Origin of the sequence: Flavobacterium ustbae (assembly GCF_003946915.1) — a bacterium.
Taxonomy (GTDB): domain Bacteria; phylum Bacteroidota; class Bacteroidia; order Flavobacteriales; family Flavobacteriaceae; genus Flavobacterium; species Flavobacterium ustbae.
In genome coordinates, this window is the sequence record NZ_RPOC01000013.1 from 82,582 (window position 1) to 104,991 (window position 22,410).

Genomic DNA, 22,410 nt, shown 5'->3' on the forward strand with positions numbered 1-22,410 from the left:
TTACAATCATGACATTAAATATAATCAAAAGAACAGCGATATGCTTCTCTCTTCTTACAGCTTTTAGTTGTACAGATAATTTTGACGAGATGAATCAAAATCCTGTAGGAGCTACTACACCGGATTTGGAACAAAATTTTAATAATATAAAAGGTTTAATAAAGCCTGCATTTACCAGACTTTACATTTCAGATGTAACATGGCAATATCAATTACAGCAAAGTTTACAAGCAGATGGATGGTCTGGATATATGACTTCTCCAAATGAATTTGGAGGAATTAACAACCACAATTATAATTTAAATCAAAACTGGAATGGATTTGCTTGGGATGATGCATATGTAAATATCATTGCAAATTTGTTTAAGGTAGAACAAAGAGCAAAAGGAAAATACGATCAGTTTTATGCATGGTCACTTATTATTAAAGTGGCTACGATGCAACGTATTACAGATATGTACGGACCAGCAGTATATTCTAGTTTTGGAGGAGAAGGTTTGGCTACATACGATTCTCAGCAACAAATTTACACTCAAATGTTTAAAGATTTAGATTTTGCTGTAACTGACTTAACAGCGAGAGTCGCTCAAGGCGAGGTTTCTAAATTTACTGAAACAGATCAGTCTAATTACGGAGGGAATTATTCTCAATGGGTAAAATATGCAAACTCATTACGTTTAAGATTGGCAGTACGTATTTCTAAGGTAGATCCTGCATTAGCAAAAACAGAAGCAGAAAAAGCAGTAAGCCACTCTATAGGAGTGTTTAAAATTAATAATGATTTAATCAAAATTAAATCCCCATTAGATCTTAATGTTATAGATGTAATGAGTCATGTTTGGGCAGGTTTAGCAATGGGAGCAGATATGGAGTCTATTTTAGGAGGATATGATGATCCGCGATTAGCTAAATATTGGGAGCCTTCAACTCAGTTTCCAGGAGAATACAAAGGGGTAAGAACAGGAATTGTGTATCCAACGCCTTCAACTTATGCAAACTTTTCAAGAACTGGTGCTAGAACAAAAACGGGAGAAGTTACCTGGATGACTACTGCAGAGGTTTATTTCTTAAGAGCTGAAGGTGCTCTAAGAGGATGGAACATGGATGGAAGCGCTAAAGATTTATATGAAGCGGGAATTAAGGCTTCTTTTGATCAAAATGGTGTAGATGGTGCTGCAGCGTATGCAACTGACAATGTGAAAAAACCAATTGATTATGTAGATCCTGTAAGCGCAACAAACAACGCTCCAGCTGTGTCTAAAATTACTGTAGCTTGGGGAACAACTAATGAGGAGAATCTTGAGAAAATCATTACTCAGAAATGGATTGCAACATATCCTGATGGTCAAGAAGCTTGGTCTGAGTTTAGAAGAACAGGTTATCCGAAATTATTTAGAATAACAAATAATAAAAGTGGTGGAGTTATCAGCACTGAATTAGGAGTAAGAAGATTGCCTTTCCCTTTATCTGAAGCAACAAATAACCCTAAGGGAGTAGAATCTGGTGTTGAGGTTCTTGGTGGCCCAGATAACGGAGCAACAAGACTTTGGTGGGATGTGAACAAAGCAAACTTCTAAAAAGAACAATATTGAGTTTGGTTAGTAAGTGGTATGGTATAGATGGCGAAAGCTATCTATACCATTCTTAAAACCAAAATGATAATTACTACAAAAAAGAAAAGAAATGAAAAGTGCTTTAGAAATAAAACCTGATATCAGTTACAAAAGCGCCGGAAAATTTGAAGAAACTCGATTTGAAAAAATTCACAACGAAATCTTCAAAAATTCTATTGAAGCTTCTGTAATTGTAGCACAGGAAATTGCGCAGCTAATTAGATCTAAGCAAGAAAAAAATAAATCTTGTGTCTTAGGTTTAGCAACAGGTTCTTCTCCCGTAAAGGTTTACGAGGAACTAGTGAGAATGCACAGAGAAGAAGGACTTAGTTTTAGCAATGTAATTACCTTTAATTTGGATGAATATTATCCGATGACTAAGGAGAATAATCAGAGCTATCATTATTTCATGCATGAGCATCTTTTTAATCATATTGATATTAAACCTGAAAATATTAATATTCCTGATGGTACAGTGGCAATTGATGAAATAAATCAATACTGTATCGATTACGAAATGAATATTAAAAATGCAGGTGGACTTGATTTTCAGCTGTTAGGAATTGGCCGTACAGGACACGTTGGATTTAATGAGCCAGGTTCGCATATTAATTCCGGAACCAGAATTATTACTTTAGATCATATCACAAGAGTCGATGCATCATCAGCTTTTAATGGTATTGATAACGTGCCGAAACGTGCCATAACAATGGGAGTTTCAACAATCATGAGATCAAAACGTATTGTTTTGATGGCATGGGGACAAAATAAAGCAGATATCATCAAGAGAACAATTCAAGGTGATATAAGCTCAGAGGTTCCAGCTACATTTTTACAAAATCATCCTAATGCAACTTTTGTTTTAGATCAGTCGGCGTCATCAGAATTAACTCGTTTCAAAACGCCTTGGTTAGTTGGAGAATGCCTTTGGACTCCTGAATTGAAAAGTAAAGCAATTGTTTGGCTTTGTCAAAAAACAAAACAATCTATTCTGAAATTGACTGACCGTGATTATAACAATAACGGAATGTCAGATCTTTTGGCTCAGGAAGGTTCTGCTTATGATATGAACATTAATATGTTTAATATTTTACAGCACACCATTACAGGATGGCCAGGAGGAAAACCTAATACAGATGATTCTCATCGTCCAGAAAGAGCAAATCCGGCCAAGAAAAGAGTTATTCTTTTCAGTCCGCATCCTGATGATGATGTGATTTCTATGGGAGGAACATTTTCTAAGCTAATCAAACAAGGACACGATGTTCATGTAGTGTACCAGACTTCGGGGAACATTGCGGTTTCGGATGATGAAGCATTAAAATTTGCAGAAGTAGCCAGTGATTTTATTGGAGAAGAAAAAGCAGATATCAATTTCAAATCGGTTATTGAATTTTTAAATAACAAATCAGAAAATCAAATTGATTCTTTAGAAGTTCGAAAATTAAAAGGACTTATCAGAAGAAGAGAATCCTATGGAGCAACAAGATATATCGGACTGAAAGATGAAAACACCCACTTTTTAGATCTTCCTTTTTATGAAACAGGACAAGTTAAAAAGAATCCGTTAGGACCAGAAGATATTGCTATTGTAAAAGATATTATTTCGAAAATAAAACCTCATCAGGTTTTTGCTGCGGGAGATCTTGCAGATCCACACGGTACACATGAGGTTTGCTTAAATGCCATTTTTGCAGCTTTAAAAGCATTAAAACCAGAATCATACATGGATGATTGTTGGTTGTGGCTTTATAGAGGAGCTTGGCACGAATGGGACATTCACGAAATTGACATGGCAGTTCCATTAAGTCCATCAGAAGTTTTATTGAAACGTCATGCTATTTTACATCACCAGTCTCAAAAAGACAGAGTAATGTTTCAAGGTAATGACTCTCGTGAATTTTGGGTTAGGGCAGAAGACCGAAACAAAAATACAGCCATCTTATATGATGAATTAGGCTTGGCTGAATATGAAGCAATAGAAGCTTTTAAACGCTTTGATTACTAAAGTTTTATGATTCGTTTTTGAACGAATCAAATGACAAAATTCAGACGATTACTGGTAAAAGTGAGGTAATGCAGAAGTCATTCTGAATTTTGTCTTTTTTTATATAAATTAGGATACTTATTAAAAACTATCCAAACCAAAAAAAAGAAAAATGAAATATTTATTTGTACTACTATTAGCAGGTTTAACCGCCAGTGCTCAGGTTCAGAAAGAGCAGCTAAATCTAATGCCATGGCCTCAAAGTGTTGTTGTAAACAATGGTAATTTTAATTTAACTAAAAATTTTAAAGTAAATATTACTGGAAATCCTAATCCTAGAATATTTGGTGGGGTAACGCGTTTTTTGCGACGTTTAGATGGTAGAACAGGTATGTTTTTCGAACAAGGTTTTATTACAAAATTAAATGAAGTTCCAAACGCAGAATTGCAAATCAATTGTACAAAAAGCGGAAAAATTGGTTTATACGAAGATGAAAGTTATCATTTAGATATTACTTCAAATAAAATCACTTTAAATGCTTCAAGTGATTTAGGAGCATTGCATGGATTAGAGACTTTGTTGCAGATGCTTCAAAATAATTCAAATTCTTTTTATTTTCCAGCTTCAAAAATTTCAGATTTTCCAAGATTTACTTGGAGAGGTTTAATGATTGATGTTTCCAGACATTTTCAGCCGGTTGATGTTATTAAAAGAAATATTGACGGATTGGCAGCAATGAAAATGAATGTTTTTCACTGGCACTTGGTTGACGATCAAGGCTGGAGAATCGAAATGAAAAAACATCCAAAGTTTACACAATTGGCTTCGGATGGAATGTATTACACACAAGAGGAAATTAAAAATATCGTAAAGTATGCTGACGAACGTGGTATTTTAATTGTTCCAGAAATAGATGTTCCGGGTCACGGATCTGCAATTTTAACGGCTTATCCAGAAATTGGCAGTAAAGTAATTACGCTGACTGGAGGAACATCCGAAAAAAATATTCAAGGTACAGCAATCGCTACCTATGGAATTGAAAGAAATGCGGGTATTTTTTCACCAACATTAGATCCTTCAAATCCTAAAACATACCAATTATTAAGCGAAGTTTTTGATGAGGTTTGCCCATTATTTCCAGGTGCTTATTTCCACATTGGAGGAGATGAAAACGAAGGAAAAGATTGGGATGCAAATCCGAAAATTCAAGAATTTAAAAAGAAACATAATTTAAAAACCAACCACGAATTACAAACTTATTTCACGATGCAATTGGCTCCGATGTTAAAGAAACACGGAAAACAATTGATGGGTTGGGAAGAAATTTTAACGAAAGACTTATCTAAAGAAGCCATTGTACATTCTTGGAGAGGTCCAAATGAAGGAATGGCAGCAGGACAATCTCTTGTAGATGCTGTTAAAAAAGGATATAAAACAGTTCTTTCAAACGGTTATTATATTGATTTGATGTATCCAATTGCAAGTCATTATTTAAACGATCCGATGCCAAAAGGAGCTAATTTGACAAACGACGAAAAAGCAAGAATTTTGGGAGGAGAAGCGACAATGTGGACAGAATTGACTACACCGACAACTGTAGATTCTAGAATTTGGCCAAGAACAGCTGCAATCGCAGAAAGATTATGGTCTGCAGAAGATGTAGTAGATGTAGAAAATATGCGTAAACGTTTAGAAAACATTTCTTTTAGATTAGAAGAATTAGGGATTACACATATTCGTAATAAAGATGTTATTTTAAGAAATATTGCTAATAATCAAAACATTCAATCGCTTGAAGAATTTTCTAAAGTAAGCGAACCTTTAAAAGGATATACACGTAACAAAGGAGGAACAGAATATCAAATGTACTCTCCGTTTACTTTGTTTGCAGATGCTTGCGGACCAGATGCAAAAGATGCACTTGCGTTTGATGCAGCAGTAAATCAGTATTTGGCCAATAAATCGGCAGATAATAAAGCAAAAGTAACAGCATTTTTTAATAAATGGATTGGTGTTCATAAAGACTTAACAGAATTAAGCGCCAATGCTCCATTAGTACAGCCATTGCTTCCTTTATCTAAAAAATTGAGCGACGCATCACAAGAATTATTATTGGTATTAGACAATAAATCAAATGTAAAAGAAGCTGATTTAAAAAGTTTAATCGAGCAATGTAATACAAAAGATCATGCTGACGTAGAATTGTCAGTTTATGAAAGCTTAAAAAAATTGATATAAAATTTTGATTGAGTTAGTGTTAATTAGAGTTACCATTAATCAGCTTTTAATTATCTCTGCCGAATTTTTCGGTAGAGATAGTTATAGCTAGATTTCAAGAAAAAAATTAATACTTCACTAAATCAAATACTAAAATATAAGCCGTGAGAATAATTATTAACCTTTAAAAACCAAATAAAAAGAATACAACAAAAACATGACAAAAACGAGAGTATAGATTGATGATTAGTCCCAAATTTATCATTTGTATTTACGATTAATTTTTTAAAAATTATAAATAAATATCAGTCACTGCTATTTGCTAATGATTATGTATGAATCAGAAATAGTAATATTTATCTATAGAATGTAATTTAAGTTTATTTCCAATCGACAGCAGCCTTCCAACCTGCAGTTGAGCGAAACCTAACTGTTGAAGAGCAGTTATGGTCCACGTACTTATTTTTCTATTAACCAATATTTATTAACTATGAAACATTATTACAGATTACTCTTTTTGTTGTTGTTTCCCTTACTTGTGTTAGCCCAGCCGGCTCACGGAAAAAAAGTAGTGGGGTATTATGCGCAATGGTCTATCTACGCTCGAGACTTTAATGTTCCGAAAATTGATGGAAGTAAGATTACGCATTTAAATTATTCTTTTTATGGGACAACTTATGATCCTGCCCATCCAGAGAATACAAAATTAAAGTGTTTGGATACCTATGCTGACTTTGAGCATATGGAAGGCGGAATTCCTTGGGATGCTCCAGTTAAAGGAAATTTTTACGATTTGATGAAACTAAAACAAAAGTATCCTCATTTAAAAATCTTAATTTCGGTTGGAGGCTGGACAAAAGGCCAGGATCTTTCTCCAATTGCTGCCAGTCCGGTGGCTAGAGCCGCTTTGGCTGCAGATATGGCAAACTTCATCACAACATATCCGTTTATTGATGGTTTCGATATTGATTGGGAATATCCTCTTTCAGGCGGAACTGACGGTACAGAAATTGTGAATGGTGCGCCAGTGCCTCCGCAAAAATACAGCCCTGACGATAATAAAAATTTAGTGCTTCTATTAAAAGCGATGCGTCAGGCAATGCCAAATAAATTGGTAACTATTGCTGCAGGAAACAATGTGAGAAATGTTTCTAAACAGTATTTAGGGCCAAACAACAGAGCACAATATGGCATGAGCGAAGACATTTCGACTTATTGCGATTATATTACTTATTTCGGATATGATTTTGGAGGAAACTGGTATGACAAAACGTGCTACAATGCTCCATTATATTCAAGCGGAAACCCAAATGATCCATTGTATGGTGCAACACAATCGGAATCATTAGACGAATTAACCAATCAATATTTGAACGTAATTGGTTTTCCTGCGAATAAATTAATCATGGGATTACCTTTCTACGGAAAAAAATTCGATAACGTTGCTGCAAATTCAACAAACGGATTATTTGTTGCAGCACCAAGATATATAGTTCCAGGATGTACAAATCCGCAAAATCCAACAGGAACATGGGATGGTGCAGGAGCATGTGAAAAATCAGGAAGTATCGAAATTTGCGATTTAGTCGGAAATCCAGTTACTAACTCACATGCTTATTTAGATCCAAATACGATGATGGTAACTCCGTCTGCAGCTTCTGCAGGATGGGTTCGTTATTTTGATAATACTACAAAAGTTCCGTACTTATATAATGCTACTACAAAGGAATTTATCTCGTATGAAGATAAACAGTCAATGGATTTAAAAGTACAATACATTAAATCTAGAAACCTAGCCGGAGGTATGATTTGGGAATTATCTCAAGATACGAGAGGTTCAATTCCAAACTCCTTATTAAACCAAGTTGATGCTTCTTTCGGAAGCGTTGTTCCAGGAACTGTGAGTATTGCTGGTTCTGTAAAAAATGGAGCAAACTTGGTTACAGATGTTACTGTAGAATTAAGAAATGCTTCTAACGCGGTTATTCAAACAATAGTTTCTCAAACAGGAAACTTTACATTCAACAGCCTAACTTCAGGACAAAATTATTCGCTAACAGCTGCAAAAGCTTCTTATACTTTTATACCAGTTAGTTTAACAAACGTAACGGTTAATCAAACAGGAGTAACCATTCAAGGTTCTCAGCCTTTGTATACCATAAGCGGGACAGTTCTTAACGGAACAACACCAGTTTCTGGCGTAACAGTTTCGGCAGTTTCTGGAAGTACAACTTTGACAGCGGTTTCAAATGCTAGCGGAGTTTACAGCGTTGCAGGTTTAACAGCAGGTTTAAACTTTACGGTTTCTGCTTCAAAATCTGGATTCTCTTATACGCCAGCATCAACAGTTTACAATGCAATTGACAGCAATAAAACATTGAATTTTACTCAAGGTCCAGTAGTTGTAAATTACACCGTAAGCGGAACAGTTTTAAACGGATCGACTCCAGTTTCTGGCGTAACAGTTACCGCTTCTTCTACAGGAGGAAATTATACAGCGGTTACTAACACAAGTGGTTCTTATTCGCTTAGTTTGCCTTCTGGAGGAAATTATACGGTAACAGCGGCTTTGACAGGACAGACTTTTACTCCAGCGTCAACTGTTTATTCTAATTTGAATGCCAACAAAACATTAAACTTTACGCAAAATGTTGTTTCGACTTCAAGCAAAATTAGCGGAACAGTTAAAAACGGATCAACTCCTGTTGCGGGTGCAAAAGTAGAATTGGTTTTGCCTTGGACAGATAATGCACACAACTGGAAAAGCGTTATTGCAACAACAGATGCACAAGGAAAATACAGTTTTGATAATTCTGTTACAGACGGTTATACCACTATTACAAGTTTGAAATTAAATACTTGGTCAAACGGAGAGGTAAACTATTACCCAAACAATTTGGCAAATTTTCCTGTTCCGTCAACTCCAACGGTTTACAATTTTAATACAACTTCAACAGCTAGAGTGGCATTAGCTGCAGCGACAAACCTAATTAGCGGAACAGTTAAAAATGGCTCAACTCCAGTAGCTAATGCTAAAGTAGAAATTGTATTGCCTTGGACAGATAATACACACAACTGGAAAAGTGTTCTGGCAACAACGGATGCATCAGGAAATTATACTTTTGATAACTCTGTTGTAGCAGGATATACTCAGATTCTAAGTTTAAAACTGAATTCATGGCAGAATGGGGAACTGACTTATTATCCAAATAATTTAGCCAATTTTGCCGTGCCGACAACGCCAACGGTTTATAATTTTAACAGACAAGCGGTTGTAGAAACTAAGCCAGTGGTTGCTATTACAGCACCAACAGCATCGGCGATTGCTATAAATTTAGGATCGTCAATTAATTTTGTTGCAAGTGTTGGATTAAGTGCTGCTGATGCTACTACAATCTCATCTGTCGTGTTTAGTTTAGATGGACAAAATTTGAGCGCTACTAATTCTTCTGGTACTTATACATCGGTTTGGACGCCAGTGGCAAATCAATTTTCACTTTCTCATACGTTAACGGTTACGGCAACAGCATCAAACGGAACAACAGATTCAAAAACATATAGTTTTACATTAAATTGTTCAGGTGCAAACTGTCCTAATTCATTGCCAGTAATTACTTGGAATTCACCATCGAATACTACGATATACCAAAATTCTTTCCAAGCTGTGCCAATTTCAGTTACAGCTGTTGATAGCGACGGATCAGTTTCCGGTGTTACTATTACTATAAATGGAGGTACATTTAATATGACTGCTGGTACAAATAATACTTATACGTATAATTTTACGCCATCTGCTTATCAGGATTATCCAATTGTTATTAAAGCAACCGATAATAAATCTGGTATAACTACATTAAACAATACGATTAAAATCGCTCAAGTAAGCACTAATAGATTTATTCCGCTTCCATCTAAAGTTATTTTAGGATACGCGCATTCTTGGGAAAATACTGCTGCGCCATTTTTATATTTTTCTCAAATGGTAGGAAGCAAATTTAACGTAGTAGATTATGCTTTCGTAGAAACTGTTAATCGCGATGGTTACACACCAATATTAACTACAAATGATGCGAGATATTTAACTAATGGTGTTTTCAATAAACAATTATTAAAGAATGATATAAAATCCCTAAGAGATAGCGGTGTTCCCGTTATTGTTTCTATTGGAGGTCAAAATGGTCATGTTGTTTTAGAAAATGTAACTCAGAAAAATATTTTTGTTAATGGTCTAAAAGCAATTATCGACGAGTATCAGTTTGATGGAGTTGATATTGATTTCGAAGGTGGATCAATGAATTTTAGCGCTGGAAACTTAAGAGATATTTCTTATGCGGGTATTTCTGCTTATCCAAGATTAAAAAACGTAGTAGATGCTTTCAAAGAATTAAAAGCGTACTATGGTCCTGGGTTTTTATTAACGGCAGCTCCAGAAACACAATATGTACAAGGAGGATATACTACTTATACAGATACTTTTGGTTCTTTCTTGCCAATTATTCAAAACCTACGTAATGAATTGGATTTGTTAGCAGTGCAATTGTATAATACTGGAGGAGAAAACGGATTAGATGGACAATATTATGGTACAGCTAAGAAATCAAACATGGTAACTGCTCTAACAGATATGATCATAAAAGGATATAATATTGCTTCTACAGGAATGCATTTTGATGGTTTACCGGCCTCAAAAGTTCTTATCGCATTGCCAGCTTGTCCAAGTGCAGCAGGTAGCGGTTATTTAACGCCAACAGAAGGAATTAATGCTATGGATTATTTAAGAAATGGAACTACTTTTTCTGGAAGAACATACACCATGCAGCCAGGCGGACCATATCCTTCTTTAAGAGGTTTAATGACTTGGTCTGTAAACTGGGATGCTTCTTCTTGCGGTAATTCATCTGAATTGTCTAAAGCGTACGCTGCATATTTCGCATCACAATCAGTAACTGCTAAAACATTAGCGGTTGAGGATATTTCAGCTACAAATAATGCAACATTAGCTTATTTTAAAAACAATACTTTATCTGTAGCAAATGATTCGGAAGATATTGCTCAGGTTGACGTGTTTAACACAATTGGACAGAATGTTGTAAGTCAGAGAAATCTTCAAAACAATAAAGAGATCTTACTTAACAGTCAAAGTTTTACAAGCAAACAAGTGTTTATTGTGATTGTAACTGACAAAGCAGGAAACAAAAAATCATTGAAAGTAATGAACTTTTTAAACTAAAATAGGATTGAAAATTTAGAAATAAAAAGATGGGACGGTTAAAATTGAGTTTGGTTATTTATTTTTTAACTTTTTTTATTTCGAATAAATGCGGCTTTAGGTAATTTGTTATTTGGTTTTTGCCTAGAGCAATGCATTATAAACCTGGTAGTTTTACTGCCAGGTTTTTTTATGGATTAAAAACAAAATCATAACTCTTTGTATGATCTATTTTAATATTTTTACTTCGATTAATAACATAGAAGGATGAAAATAATAAAATACGTATTTCTGATTATAGGCCTAGCGTTACTGGCTGGAGCTTTTTACTTTTACCAAAGCAAACAGGCATTTTTAAATCGAGCAGTAAAAGTTCAGGGCACTGTTACAGCATTGATACCTTCAAGATCCGATAATTCGACAACTTATAAACCAGTTGTCTCTTATACAACAAAAGAAGGAAAACAGATAGAATTTACTTCCTCAGTAAGCAGTAATCCGCCAAGTTATCACGAAGGTGAAAGTGTAGAGATTTTTTACGATCCAGCAGACCCTTACGATGCCGATATTAACGGATTTGCTTCTCTATGGCTTGCACCATTAATTTTAGGAATTTTAGGTACTGTTTTCTTTTTAATAGGTTTTTTGATTATTCTATTTGGTAAAATGAAAGAAAAGAAAATAGACGATTTAAAATTCAACGGAAGATCTATTATATCCAAATTTGATAATGTAAATATTAATTACAATTATAAAGTAAACGGAAGAAGTCCATATGTTATTTATAGTCAATGGCTCAATCCAGCAACTAACGAAATGCATTTGTTTCAGAGTGAAGATATTTGGTTTAATCCAACAGATTTCATTTTATCAGAAGAGATAAAAGTGCTGATTGATCCTGCAAATCCAAAAAAATATTATATGGACATTTCTTTTCTGCCTAAAATGAATAGTTAATTTCAACAGCACAAAAAGATTAAACTTTTAAGTAATTTTGCCGTTCATTTATTTTATTTCAGTTAATGAAAAAGTCAATCAATTTTTTAGTTTTCTTTTTAGTTTTTGCAAATTGTATAAGTCAAACTAAATTCGGAAATCCAGAAGTAGATCCCGTTCAAATTCAGAAAACTTATGAAAGCTGGTCCGCTTATAATAAAAGGCTAATGCTTTCCAGGGATTTTACAGCTTTAGATGCTGAATCAAAAGAAATTTCAAAAGAAGTTTTTTTTAATCTTCTAGTAAACGAAAATTTTATTCCAATCCGATTGGAGTCTGCAGATTCGATTTACGACTATAAACTATTTAAAATTCAGCCAAAATCAGATACCAGTATCAAAGCAACCATTAGTCAAGAAGCTTTTGATGCTTTGAAAAACTACGAAATGGAAGGAAAACCTTTTCCGCAATTTTCATTTAAAGACTTAGACGGAAATGAAGTTTCAAACGAAACGATGAAAGGAAAAATTATCGTTATAAAATGCTGGTATATTCATTGTGCCGCCTGCATCAAAGAATTTCCAGCCGTAAACGCATTGGTTGCAAAATACAAAGACAAAAAAGATATTCTTTTTGTAAGCCTTGCCGAAGATACTCCAGAACAATTAAAAGTTTTTTTAGCTAGAAAACCATTATCTTATTCTGTTATTCCAAACATGAAAGAATATATGAATAATACATTACAGCTGAATGCCTTTCCAACACATTTCATTCTCAACAAAGAAGGCAAAATCGCCAAAGTTTTAAATAACTACGAAAGTCTAGAAGTGGCTTTGGAAAAAGAAAGCCGTTTTTAAACCATATAAGTGATATAAGATATTTTAAGCTTACTGTTGAAATAATCTCTCAATCCCGATAGTTATCGGAAGCAGAGGCGCAAAGTTTTCTCTTTTTTGTCATGCTGAGGAACGAAGGATCTCCATAAGAAACTCTACAAAGATTGGCGATTTTGATTGTCGAGCTACTTGTGAAGCCCCTTCGTTCCTCAGGATGACAAACTATGGTTAATAGTCTATGCACAACACTTCAAATATCTTACATAACTTATATGGTTTTAAAAAAAACTTTGCGTCTCTGCGACTTTGCGCGATTAAAACACAAAGTATGTTAAATGAACTTACATAACTTATATGGTTTTAAAAAAAACTTTGCGTCTCTGCGACTTTGCGCGATTAAAATACACACAGTATATTAAATGAACTTATTATGGTTCAAAAAAAACTTTACGTGATTAAAATACACAAAGTATATTAAATGAACTTATATCACTTATATGGTTTAAAAAAAACTTTGCATGGTTAAAATACACACAGTATATAAAATGAACTTATATTACTTATATGGTTAAAATAAAAACCTTAGCACCTTAGCATCTTTGCAACTTAGAACCTTTTTCACTACTTTTGCACCAAATTAATTAAAAAGACATTCATGTTAACAGTCAATAATTTATCAGTTCAATTTGGTAAAAGAGTTTTATTTGATGAAGTAAATACAACTTTCACTCATGGAAACATTTACGGAGTTATTGGAGCCAATGGTGCTGGAAAATCTACTTTTCTTAAAATCATTTCGGGCGATATGGACCCGACTTCTGGGCATATCCATTTAGAACCGGGAAAACGTATGTCGGTTTTAAACCAGAACCACAACATGTTCGACGAGCATACCGTTTTGGAAACCGTTTTAATGGGAAATAAAGTGCTGTATGCTGTTAAAAAAGAAATGGATGAGCTTTATTTAGATTATAATGATGCCAATGCTGACCGAATTGGAGAATTGCAAGTGCAGTTTGAAGAAATGAACGGATGGAATGCCGATTCTGATGCGGCTTCGATGTTATCAAACTTAGGAATCACAGAAGCAGATCATTATACTTTAATGGCTGATATGGAAGGAAAAATGAAAGTACGTGTGCTTTTGGCGCAGGCACTTTTCGGAAATCCTGACGTATTGATTATGGATGAGCCTACCAACGATTTGGATTTTGAGACAATCGCTTGGTTAGAAAACTTCTTAGCAAACTACGAAAACACTGTAATCGTTGTATCTCACGACCGTCACTTTTTAGATGCCGTTTGTACACATATTTCTGATATTGATTTCGGAAAAATCAATCATTATTCTGGAAACTATACATTCTGGTACGAGTCTAGCCAATTAGCGGCGAAACAGCGTGCACAGCAAAACAAAAAAGCAGAAGAGAAGAAACAAGAGTTGGAAGAATTTATTCGTCGTTTTAGTGCAAACGTGGCGAAATCGAAACAGGCGACTTCTCGTAAAAAAATGATTTCAAAATTAAATATTTCAGAAATTAAACCATCTAGCCGTCGTTACCCTGCGATTATCTTCGATCAGGATCGTGAAGCTGGAGATCAAATTTTGAATGTACAAAACTTAGCTGCTTCTGTAGATGGAGAAGTATTATTCAAAGATGTAGATTTGAATATGGCAAAAGGCGATAAAATCGTTCTTTTCTCTAAAGATTCACGTGCTACAACAGCTTTCTACGAAATCTTAAACGGAGAACAAAAAGCAGATGCTGGAACTTTCGACTGGGGAATTACAACAAACCAAGCGTATTTGCCAGCAGAAAACCACAAATATTTCGAAAATGATTTGACTTTAGTAGACTGGTTACGTCAGTACGCTAAAACAGAAGAAGAGCGCGATGAGGTTTTTATTAGAGGATTCTTAGGAAAAATGATTTTCTCTGGAGAAGAAGCTTTAAAAACATCTAGAGTTTTATCTGGAGGAGAAAAAGTGCGTTGTATGCTTTCTAGAATGATGATGGAGCGTGCAAATGTTTTAATGCTAGACGAGCCTACAAATCACTTAGATTTGGAGTCTATTACAGCTTTCAATAACTCATTGAAAAACTTTAAAGGTTCTGTAATCTTCACAACGCATGACCACGAGTTTGCGCAAACTGTTGGTAACAGAATCGTAGAATTGACACCAAACGGCGTTATCGACCGTTACATGACATTTGATGAATATCTTGATGATGAAAAGATTCAGGAACAAAGAAAAAAGATGTACAATCTTTAATCTGTAAATTCAAATTACAATATTAAAAATCCCAAATTCCAATTAAAAAAAGAATTTGGGATTTTTTTTCCTTTTATTTTCTAAAAAACCTTGCGAAAATCCAGATAATAATCGCAATAACAAAGATTACGATAAAGATTCCGAATCCCATTCCGGCTTGAAAAATGTCTCCAACTAATTCACAGCTTGTAAATGAAAACAGTATTACAAATACCATTAACAATCTTAGTATTTTATTTTGCATGATTTTGAGTTTTTAAGTTCAATACTAAAATTACTTCAAGAATCAAGAAAATGTGTTATAGAATTTTTTGGAAATGTTTTAGGATTTGGAGTTGATTATAACAAGTTGGTTTTGTAATTATTCATGTCTTGAAATAATTTGCTTGAAATCATCATCATTTTTGTGTAAATCCCAGTCACTATCATTCATTACAAGATTTAGAGGTACCTCTCTATCTTTTAGGCTCTTTTCAAGCAAAGCAAACGAATTAACTTTGTCATCTAAAACAGCATACAAGCAGGCTAAATTATAATTTTTGCTTCCTAAGTTAACAGCTGTGCTTAGTAGTTTAAGACTTTCTTCAAAAGCTTCAGTTTTTTTGTGTAGTTTTGCATATTCAGCAACACTGGAGCCCCAAGCATAAAAAACTTCACAATTTTTTGGATTTATATTTTTTGCCGTTGCAAATTTTTCAAAAGCTTCCTCGTGAAGCTTTTGGTCTTTAGTACTCTGTGCAAATTTAGAAATTGTATTACCCCATTCTATAAAGATATTTTCGTCAAAGGGATTTAGATCCGTGGCTTTATTATACTTTTCTGTACTTTCTTCTAATAATTTTCGGTCTTCTTTTAGATTGGCAATTTCTCCTAATGTTTTGGCCCAAACGAATAAACATTTATCATCATTCTCGTTTTTTTCAAATGCTAATTTAAATTTTTCAATACTTTGAAAATATAATTTTTCGTCTTTTTTAAGTATTGCTTGTGCACGAAGGATATATGCCCAATTTTGGTAACTAAGTCCCTCTACATCTCCAATATTAATTGCTTTTTTACATTTACTAATAGCATCATTGTAAAATTTATCTTTTAGTTCGTCTTCAAGCACATTAGCATAATCATATAATTTAGCACCCCAATTGTTAAAAGTGTTATAGTTATTTGTATCTAATACTGAAGCTTTTTCGTATAATTTAAAACTTTCTACAAATAATTCTTTATCCTTCTTAGCTAAAGCTTTTCGGCCCACATCATCCGCCCATCTTCTATAGTATTCGGCTAATAGTTCGTTAGTTTCTGGATCGTTCAAATTTTCATATTTCTTTTCTATACTTTGGATTTTACTTTCGTTAAAATTTTTGTTAATTATTTCATCAATAATCTCCTTGTGTAAAAGATTTTTGTCAATGCTTTCTTTTAAAACTTTATTTTCAACCATTTCGCCTTTCTCAAATTGTTGAATTGCTAATTGAACATCTTTTTTAACAATTTCTAGTCTTTCTTTTACACCTTTAAAATGTTCCTTGTCTTCTATATCAACAATGTTTTCTAAAGTAAGGCTTAAAGAGGTAAAAGGTGTATCAATTATAGCTGGCTGAGGCAATTTTAATTCACTATTAAGTTGTAACATAAATGAATCTGAATCATAACCTTTTATCAAAAAAGCATTTGTATTTTCTTTTTCAAGTAATTCTGAACAAACTCTGTCACAAGGATTATTTTGATTGTAAGAAATCCAATAAAGTCCATTATCGAATCTTCCTAATTTTGTTACATGATGAAAAATAGGATCTTCACCACTATAACCAATAAATACCCATGCTCTTTGATTTTTAATACTGCTTAATATAGGAGGAATCATTTCATTAACTTTTGCCATTTCTTCTTTTGTGTTAAGAAGCCATAAACCATGATGTTGACCGTGTAAGTAAACGACAGATTTTTCTTTGAAACTTGTTGTTGTTAAATCTTTTAGAATTGCCATGTCATAAGTTGGCGGGAATTCATTAAATAATGCTAAAGCTCTAAGCATTAAATTATCGAAATTTACAGTAAGTACATAATCAATGTATCCATTGATTATTAATTGCGCTAAATAGATGTGAGTTACATTTATCTTAGCCTCCTCAATATATTGTTTTAAAAGTTTGTTTCTTTCAAAAGGAGTAAGACAAGACATTAAAATCGGATACGTTTTGTCGCTTTCTTCAAGATTTTTGATGTTAGGCTTGTCTGCATATTTAATTAATATATCCTTTGTTATTTCTGTAGCAAGAGGAACTCCTCCTGATTTAGAAGCTCCAGCACCCAAAAAGACAATCGGTTTAGGAAGGTTTTCCTGTTTCGCTTGATTTATCAAGTATGCTAAATCTTCAATGGTAGCTGTATTCATAGACTTAAATATCTTAATTAGTGTTTTGGTTTTGCTAAAATATGATTTTAATCAAAATTTCTTTGAAAAGTAAGATTTTATTTCTTTAAATATTTGATAGCAATATTTAAAAAATATATTTCCAACCCCAACACCCCAACAAATAAAATCAGATTCCGTATATTTGCGCGACCAATCATTACAATTAATTATGAGCCAGAAAGTATTACTTAATTCAAAAGAAGTTACTATCATACTTCATCGTTTGGCTTGTCAGTTAATCGAAAAACATCTTGATTTTTCAAATACTATTTTAGTGGGAATTCAGCCAAGAGGCGTTTTTTTAGCTGAACGTTTAAAACAAATATTAGAAAACGAATATCAGGTTCCTGAAATTTCTTTAGGTTATCTGGATATCACTTTTTTTAGAGATGATTTTCGTCGTACTGAAAAACCTCTCGAAGCCAATAAAACTCAAATCAATTTTATAGTAGAAGACAAAAAAGTCATTTTTATAGATGATGTTTTGTTTACAGGTCGAAGCATTCGTTCTGCCTTAACTGCGATTCAATCTTTCGGAAGACCTTCAGAAATTGAATTGTTAGTTTTAATCGACAGACGTTTCAGCCGTCATTTGCCAATTCAGCCCGATTATCGTGGCCGTCAGGTAGATGCCATTAATGGCGAAAAAGTTATTGTGAGCTGGCAGGAAAATGATGGGGAAGATGTTGTTCACTTAGTGACAAATTAAATTTGGTTAATCGTTTAATCGGTTAATTGTTTAATCGATTCATTCCGATTACTCAATTAAAAATTATAAAAATAGGTTAACCGTTAAATCGTTTAACTGTTTAATCGCAAAGCAAACGATTAAACGATTCAACAAATAAACAATTAAACAATAAAGATGAAAGAATTAAGCGTAAATCATTTATTAGGCATAAAATATATCAACGAGAATGATATTAACCTGATTTTTGAAACGGCAGATCATTTTAAAGAAGTCATTAATAGACCAATTAAAAAAGTTCCTTCATTACGAGATATTACGATTGCCAATATTTTTTTCGAAAACAGTACAAGAACTAAACTCTCTTTCGAATTAGCGCAGAAACGTTTATCTGCTGATGTTATCAGTTTTTCTGCAGCTCAATCATCCGTTAAAAAAGGAGAGACCCTGATTGATACTGTAAATAATATCCTTTCTATGAAAGTTGATATGGTTGTAATGCGCCACTCCAATCCCGGAGCGGCTTATTTTTTATCTAAAAATGTCAAAGCCAGTATCGTAAACGCAGGAGACGGAGCGCACGAGCACCCAACACAAGCTTTATTGGATAGTTATTCAATCAGAGAAAAATTGGGCGATGTTGCAGGAAAAAAAGTGGTAATTGTTGGAGATATTTTGCATTCAAGAGTAGCACTTTCTAATATATATGCTTTGCAAATGCAAGGCGCAGAGGTTAAAGTTTGCGGACCAAAAACGTTGATTCCGAGATATATTGAATCTTTGGGAGTTACGGTTGAACCAAATCTTCGTAAAGCTTTAGAATGGTGCGACGTTGCGAATATGCTTCGTGTACAAAACGAGCGTATGGATGTGAATTTCTTCCCGTCAACGCGTGAATATGCTCAGCAATACGGAGTTGATAAAGCGCTTTTAGATTCTCTTGGAAAAGAAATCGTAATCATGCACCCAGGACCAATCAACAGAGGAGTAGAAATTACTTCTGAAGTGGCTGACTCTGATCATTCTGTGATTTTAAATCAGGTAGAAAATGGTGTGGCGATTAGAATGGCAGTGATTTATTTATTGGCGTCTAAGATTCAATAGGTTTAGAGTGTTCAGTGTTCAGTTTTTTAGTGGTCATTGTGGTTACGTATTCAAAACTGAACACTAAAAAACTGAACACTGAGTACTAAAAAAATCTTCGTACCTTAGCTCTAAATTATAAGCCCCATAAATTAAAAATGAAAGTAGATCAAAAAGGACATACCGTTACTATTAAAGATACTCAAGGAGATGTAAATGCTTTCTTGGAAAAAATAACGCAGCAATTTAAAACCTTTGAAAAACAAAATATTATAATCGATCTGTCATCAGATTCTAATATTTCAGAAAAAGATTTAAAAGCTTTTTTACCGCTTTCGAAAGTTCATAAAAAATCAAAAAAATCTTTTGTAATTGTAGCAACAGATCTTGATTTTAATGCTATTTCAGATAAATTGGCTGTGGTTCCTTCTCTTTTGGAAGCGCACGATATTATCGAAATGGAAGAAATAGAAAGAGACTTAGGTTTCTGATTGTAGATTTTTGATTTTAGATTTTAGATTTTTTTAAAGCTGAATCTAAAATACTTTTCTCATTCTAAAATCTAAAATCATAAATCTAAAATGAAATTAACTATACTTGGCTGTTATGCCGCAACTCCCAGAACACTTACTAATCCGACTTCACAGGTTCTAGAGATTAAGAACCGGTTGTTTTTAATTGACTGTGGCGAAGGAACTCAAGTTCAGCTTCGAAAGAACAAGATTAAATTCTCTAAGATTAATCACATTTTTATTTCGCATCTTCACGGAGATCATTTGTTTGGATTGATTGGGACTATTTCTACTTTTTCGCTTTTAGGAAGAACAACCGACTTACATATTTACGGACCAAAAGGAATAAAAGAATTGATTCTGCTTCAATTGAAATTGACAGAATCTTGGACTACTTATTCTTTGTTTTTCCACGAATTAGTATCTAAAGAAAGTGAAGTTATTTTTGAAGATAAAAAGGTAATTGTAAAAACGATTCCGTTAAAACATCGCGTTTATACGAATGGTTTTTTGTTTCAGGAAAAACCAGATGAAAGGAAACTAAACGTTGAAGCAGTTCAGCGCTATGATATTCATGTAGCTTATTACCAGAAAATTAAAAACGGAAGTGATATTACGCTTGATGATGGAACTGTAGTTGAAAATGAAAAACTTACTTTTGATCCGCCGCCAACAAAAAGTTATGCCTTCTGTTCTGATACGGTTTATAATGAAGAGATAATTCCAGTTATACAAAATGTAGATATTTTATATCACGAATCGACTTTTTTAGAATCTGAAGCGAGATTGGCAGAAAAAACACTGCATTCGACGGCAAAAGAAGCGGCCAATATTGCTTTGAAAGCAAATGTAAAACAATTAATTTTAGGACATTATTCAACCCGTTACGACGGCTTGGAACGTTTTAAAAAAGAGGCAGAAGAAGTTTTTCCAAATGTCCTTTTAGGAGATGATGGGGTTTCGTTTGAGTTTTAATTTTAAAGGTACTAAGGTTCTGAGTTGCTAAGGTACTAAGGTTTTTTTGTCAGGCTGAGCGTCCCGAAACTTCGGGAGAAGCCTTTATTTTAATTTTAAAGGTACTAAGGTTCTGAGTTGCTAAGCTTCTAAGGTTTTTTGTAAGGCTGAGCGTCCCGAAATTTTGGGAGAAGCCCTCATCTGAAAACTTTGAAACAGAAGCATTTTGACTCCACTCAGGATGACAACGAAAACCTGAAACATGAAATCTGAAACATGAAACATGAAACCTGAAACCTGAAACAAAAAAAACAAAAGTTATGAATGATTTAAGTAATTATAGAAAGTCATACGAGAAAAGTGAATTATTAGAAACTAATATTCCAGAAGATCCTATTAATCTGTTTAACCGCTGGTTTCATGAAGTGGAGGATTTTGGCGGAAGCGGGGAGGTGAATGCCATGACGGTTTCGACAATCGGACTGGATGGTTTTCCGAAATCTCGTGTGGTTTTATTGAAAAAATTCTCAGAAGAAGGTTTCATATTTTATACCAATTATAATTCTGAAAAAGGAAAAGCAATAGAAGCTAATCCAAATATTTGTTTGTCATTTTTTTGGCAGGAAGCGGAACGTCAAGTTATTATTAAAGGAATTGCTCAGAAAACATCTGAGATTATTTCAGATAATTATTTTGATTCTCGTCCAGACGGGAGCAAGCTAGGAGCGATTGTTTCGAATCAAAGCGAAGTGATTCCGTCCAGAACTTTTTTGGAAGAAAACTTAAAAAAACTAGAAGCAGAATTTGACGGAAAACCAATTCCTAGACCTGAAAATTGGGGAGGATATATTGTGACTCCACTGCAAGTTGAATTTTGGCAGGGAAGACCAAATAGACTTCATGACAGAATTCGTTATACTAGCCAGTCTGATTTTTCATGGAAAATTGAGCGTTTATCTTCTTAGTTGTAAGAAAATACATTTTTAAATAAAAACTTAATGCATTTCATCGATTAATTTTGTAGTTTAACGGTAAATTAAATACGTTTGGTACAGAAAATGCAAACGATATTTTATTCAAAGATAAATTTAAAGGATTTGCCCCAACATTTACTTTAAACCGCTAAAATGCTGATGATTATGAAAACGATTATGCGCACCATGTTGTTCATTGCGATTTTGGTCGCAATGAACGCATGTTCTGCTGATGCCGCCGAAGCAAGCTTGGATACTACTACTCCAACAGAAACACTTGTTGCCAACTACACTTACAACGATACCGAAACAGAAACGATGAGGCTAATAAACGAATACCGTGTTAGTATTGGTTTAAATGCTTTGGAAAGAATTAATCATATTTCTTCTAAATGTGAAGAACATAATAAATATATGATTCAGAATAATGTTGTAAATCACAACGATTTTACGGCTAGATCTAGTAATATGACTAGTGTTTTGGGAGCAAAAAAAGTAGGAGAGAATGTGGCCTATAATTATAAAACTCCAGAGGCAGCTCTTAGAGCTTGGCTTGATAGTCCAGGACACAAAGAAAATATTGTAGGTGATTTTACCCATTTCGGATTAGCTGTAACAACAGATCCTTCTTCTGGAAAAAAATATTATACGAACATATTTGTGAAGCTATAAAAATATATTGAACAGGTTGGTTTTTTAGAAGTCGTTG

At 33.8% G+C, this 22,410-nt stretch carries 15 protein-coding genes; 13 read left to right on the forward strand and 2 right to left on the reverse strand.

Translation table 11 applies throughout. The features are described 5' to 3' along the window. The first annotated feature begins 8 nt into the window (after nucleotides 1–8). The 7 genes from EG814_RS15755 (at nucleotide 9) to EG814_RS15785 (ending at nucleotide 15,074) form a co-directional block, all read left to right on the forward strand. Complete coding sequence (locus EG814_RS15755) at nucleotides 9–1,577, forward strand: RagB/SusD family nutrient uptake outer membrane protein (RefSeq protein ID WP_125722855.1); 1,569 nt, start codon at nucleotides 9–11, stop codon at nucleotides 1,575–1,577. A gap of 106 nt (nucleotides 1,578–1,683) precedes the next feature. Beyond that, entirely contained in the window at nucleotides 1,684–3,621 is a 1,938-nt protein-coding gene (gene nagB / locus EG814_RS15760) for a glucosamine-6-phosphate deaminase (protein ID WP_125722856.1), read from the forward strand. Between the two features lie 151 nt (nucleotides 3,622–3,772). Then, nucleotides 3,773–5,839 (forward strand): beta-N-acetylhexosaminidase, encoded by a 2,067-nt coding sequence (locus EG814_RS15765; RefSeq protein ID WP_125722857.1) that lies wholly within the window; start codon nucleotides 3,773–3,775, stop codon nucleotides 5,837–5,839. Between the two features lie 469 nt (nucleotides 5,840–6,308). Then, nucleotides 6,309–11,048, forward strand: coding sequence for a T9SS-translocated chitinase ChiA (gene chiA / locus EG814_RS15770; RefSeq protein ID WP_125722858.1), 4,740 nt, complete (start codon nucleotides 6,309–6,311; stop codon nucleotides 11,046–11,048). Nucleotides 11,049–11,294: 246 nt separating this feature from the next. Next, nucleotides 11,295–11,984, forward strand: coding sequence for a DUF3592 domain-containing protein (locus EG814_RS15775; RefSeq protein WP_125722859.1), 690 nt, complete (start codon nucleotides 11,295–11,297; stop codon nucleotides 11,982–11,984). Nucleotides 11,985–12,049: 65 nt separating this feature from the next. Next, nucleotides 12,050–12,820 (forward strand): TlpA family protein disulfide reductase, encoded by a 771-nt coding sequence (locus EG814_RS15780; RefSeq protein ID WP_125722860.1) that lies wholly within the window; start codon nucleotides 12,050–12,052, stop codon nucleotides 12,818–12,820. 634 nt (nucleotides 12,821–13,454) lie between these two features. Continuing rightward, nucleotides 13,455–15,074: an ABC-F family ATP-binding cassette domain-containing protein gene (locus EG814_RS15785; protein ID WP_125722861.1), complete on the forward strand. Its 1,620-nt coding sequence runs from the start codon at nucleotides 13,455–13,457 to the stop codon at nucleotides 15,072–15,074. A 73-nt stretch (nucleotides 15,075–15,147) separates the two neighbouring features. On the opposite strand, the gene EG814_RS21050 is transcribed toward EG814_RS15785, so the two are convergent. Together EG814_RS21050 and EG814_RS15790 are read right to left on the reverse strand one after the other, a co-directional pair. Next, nucleotides 15,148–15,318, reverse strand: coding sequence for a hypothetical protein (locus tag EG814_RS21050; protein ID WP_164515335.1), 171 nt, complete (start codon nucleotides 15,316–15,318; stop codon nucleotides 15,148–15,150). A 117-nt stretch (nucleotides 15,319–15,435) separates the two neighbouring features. Then, nucleotides 15,436–17,469 (reverse strand): TPR end-of-group domain-containing protein, encoded by a 2,034-nt coding sequence (locus tag EG814_RS15790; RefSeq protein WP_125722862.1) that lies wholly within the window; start codon nucleotides 17,467–17,469, stop codon nucleotides 15,436–15,438. Nucleotides 17,470–17,659: 190 nt separating this feature from the next. Between EG814_RS15790 and pyrR the strand changes: the two genes are divergently transcribed. The 6 genes from pyrR to EG814_RS15820 all read left to right on the forward strand — a co-directional run bounded on the left by pyrR (nucleotide 17,660) and on the right by EG814_RS15820 (nucleotide 22,373). Next, nucleotides 17,660–18,199 carry a bifunctional pyr operon transcriptional regulator/uracil phosphoribosyltransferase PyrR gene (gene pyrR / locus EG814_RS15795; RefSeq protein WP_125722863.1) on the forward strand — a complete coding sequence of 180 codons (540 nt, stop codon included), beginning with the start codon at nucleotides 17,660–17,662 and terminating at the stop codon, nucleotides 18,197–18,199. 156 nt (nucleotides 18,200–18,355) lie between these two features. Beyond that, a complete protein-coding gene (locus tag EG814_RS15800; protein ID WP_125722864.1) occupies nucleotides 18,356–19,282 on the forward strand; it encodes an aspartate carbamoyltransferase catalytic subunit in 927 nt (308 codons plus the stop codon). A gap of 137 nt (nucleotides 19,283–19,419) precedes the next feature. Then, entirely contained in the window at nucleotides 19,420–19,752 is a 333-nt protein-coding gene (locus EG814_RS15805; RefSeq protein WP_125722865.1) for a ribonuclease Z, read from the forward strand. Nucleotides 19,753–19,842: 90 nt separating this feature from the next. Beyond that, the gene (locus tag EG814_RS15810) at nucleotides 19,843–20,748 is read left to right on the forward strand and encodes a ribonuclease Z (RefSeq protein WP_125722866.1); all 906 of its coding nucleotides are present in this window, start codon (nucleotides 19,843–19,845) and stop codon (nucleotides 20,746–20,748) included. A gap of 299 nt (nucleotides 20,749–21,047) precedes the next feature. Beyond that, a complete protein-coding gene (pdxH, locus tag EG814_RS15815; RefSeq protein ID WP_125722867.1) occupies nucleotides 21,048–21,692 on the forward strand; it encodes a pyridoxamine 5'-phosphate oxidase in 645 nt (214 codons plus the stop codon). A 174-nt stretch (nucleotides 21,693–21,866) separates the two neighbouring features. Further along, nucleotides 21,867–22,373 (forward strand): CAP domain-containing protein, encoded by a 507-nt coding sequence (locus EG814_RS15820; protein WP_164515336.1) that lies wholly within the window; start codon nucleotides 21,867–21,869, stop codon nucleotides 22,371–22,373. The last annotated feature ends 37 nt before the right edge of the window (nucleotides 22,374–22,410 follow it).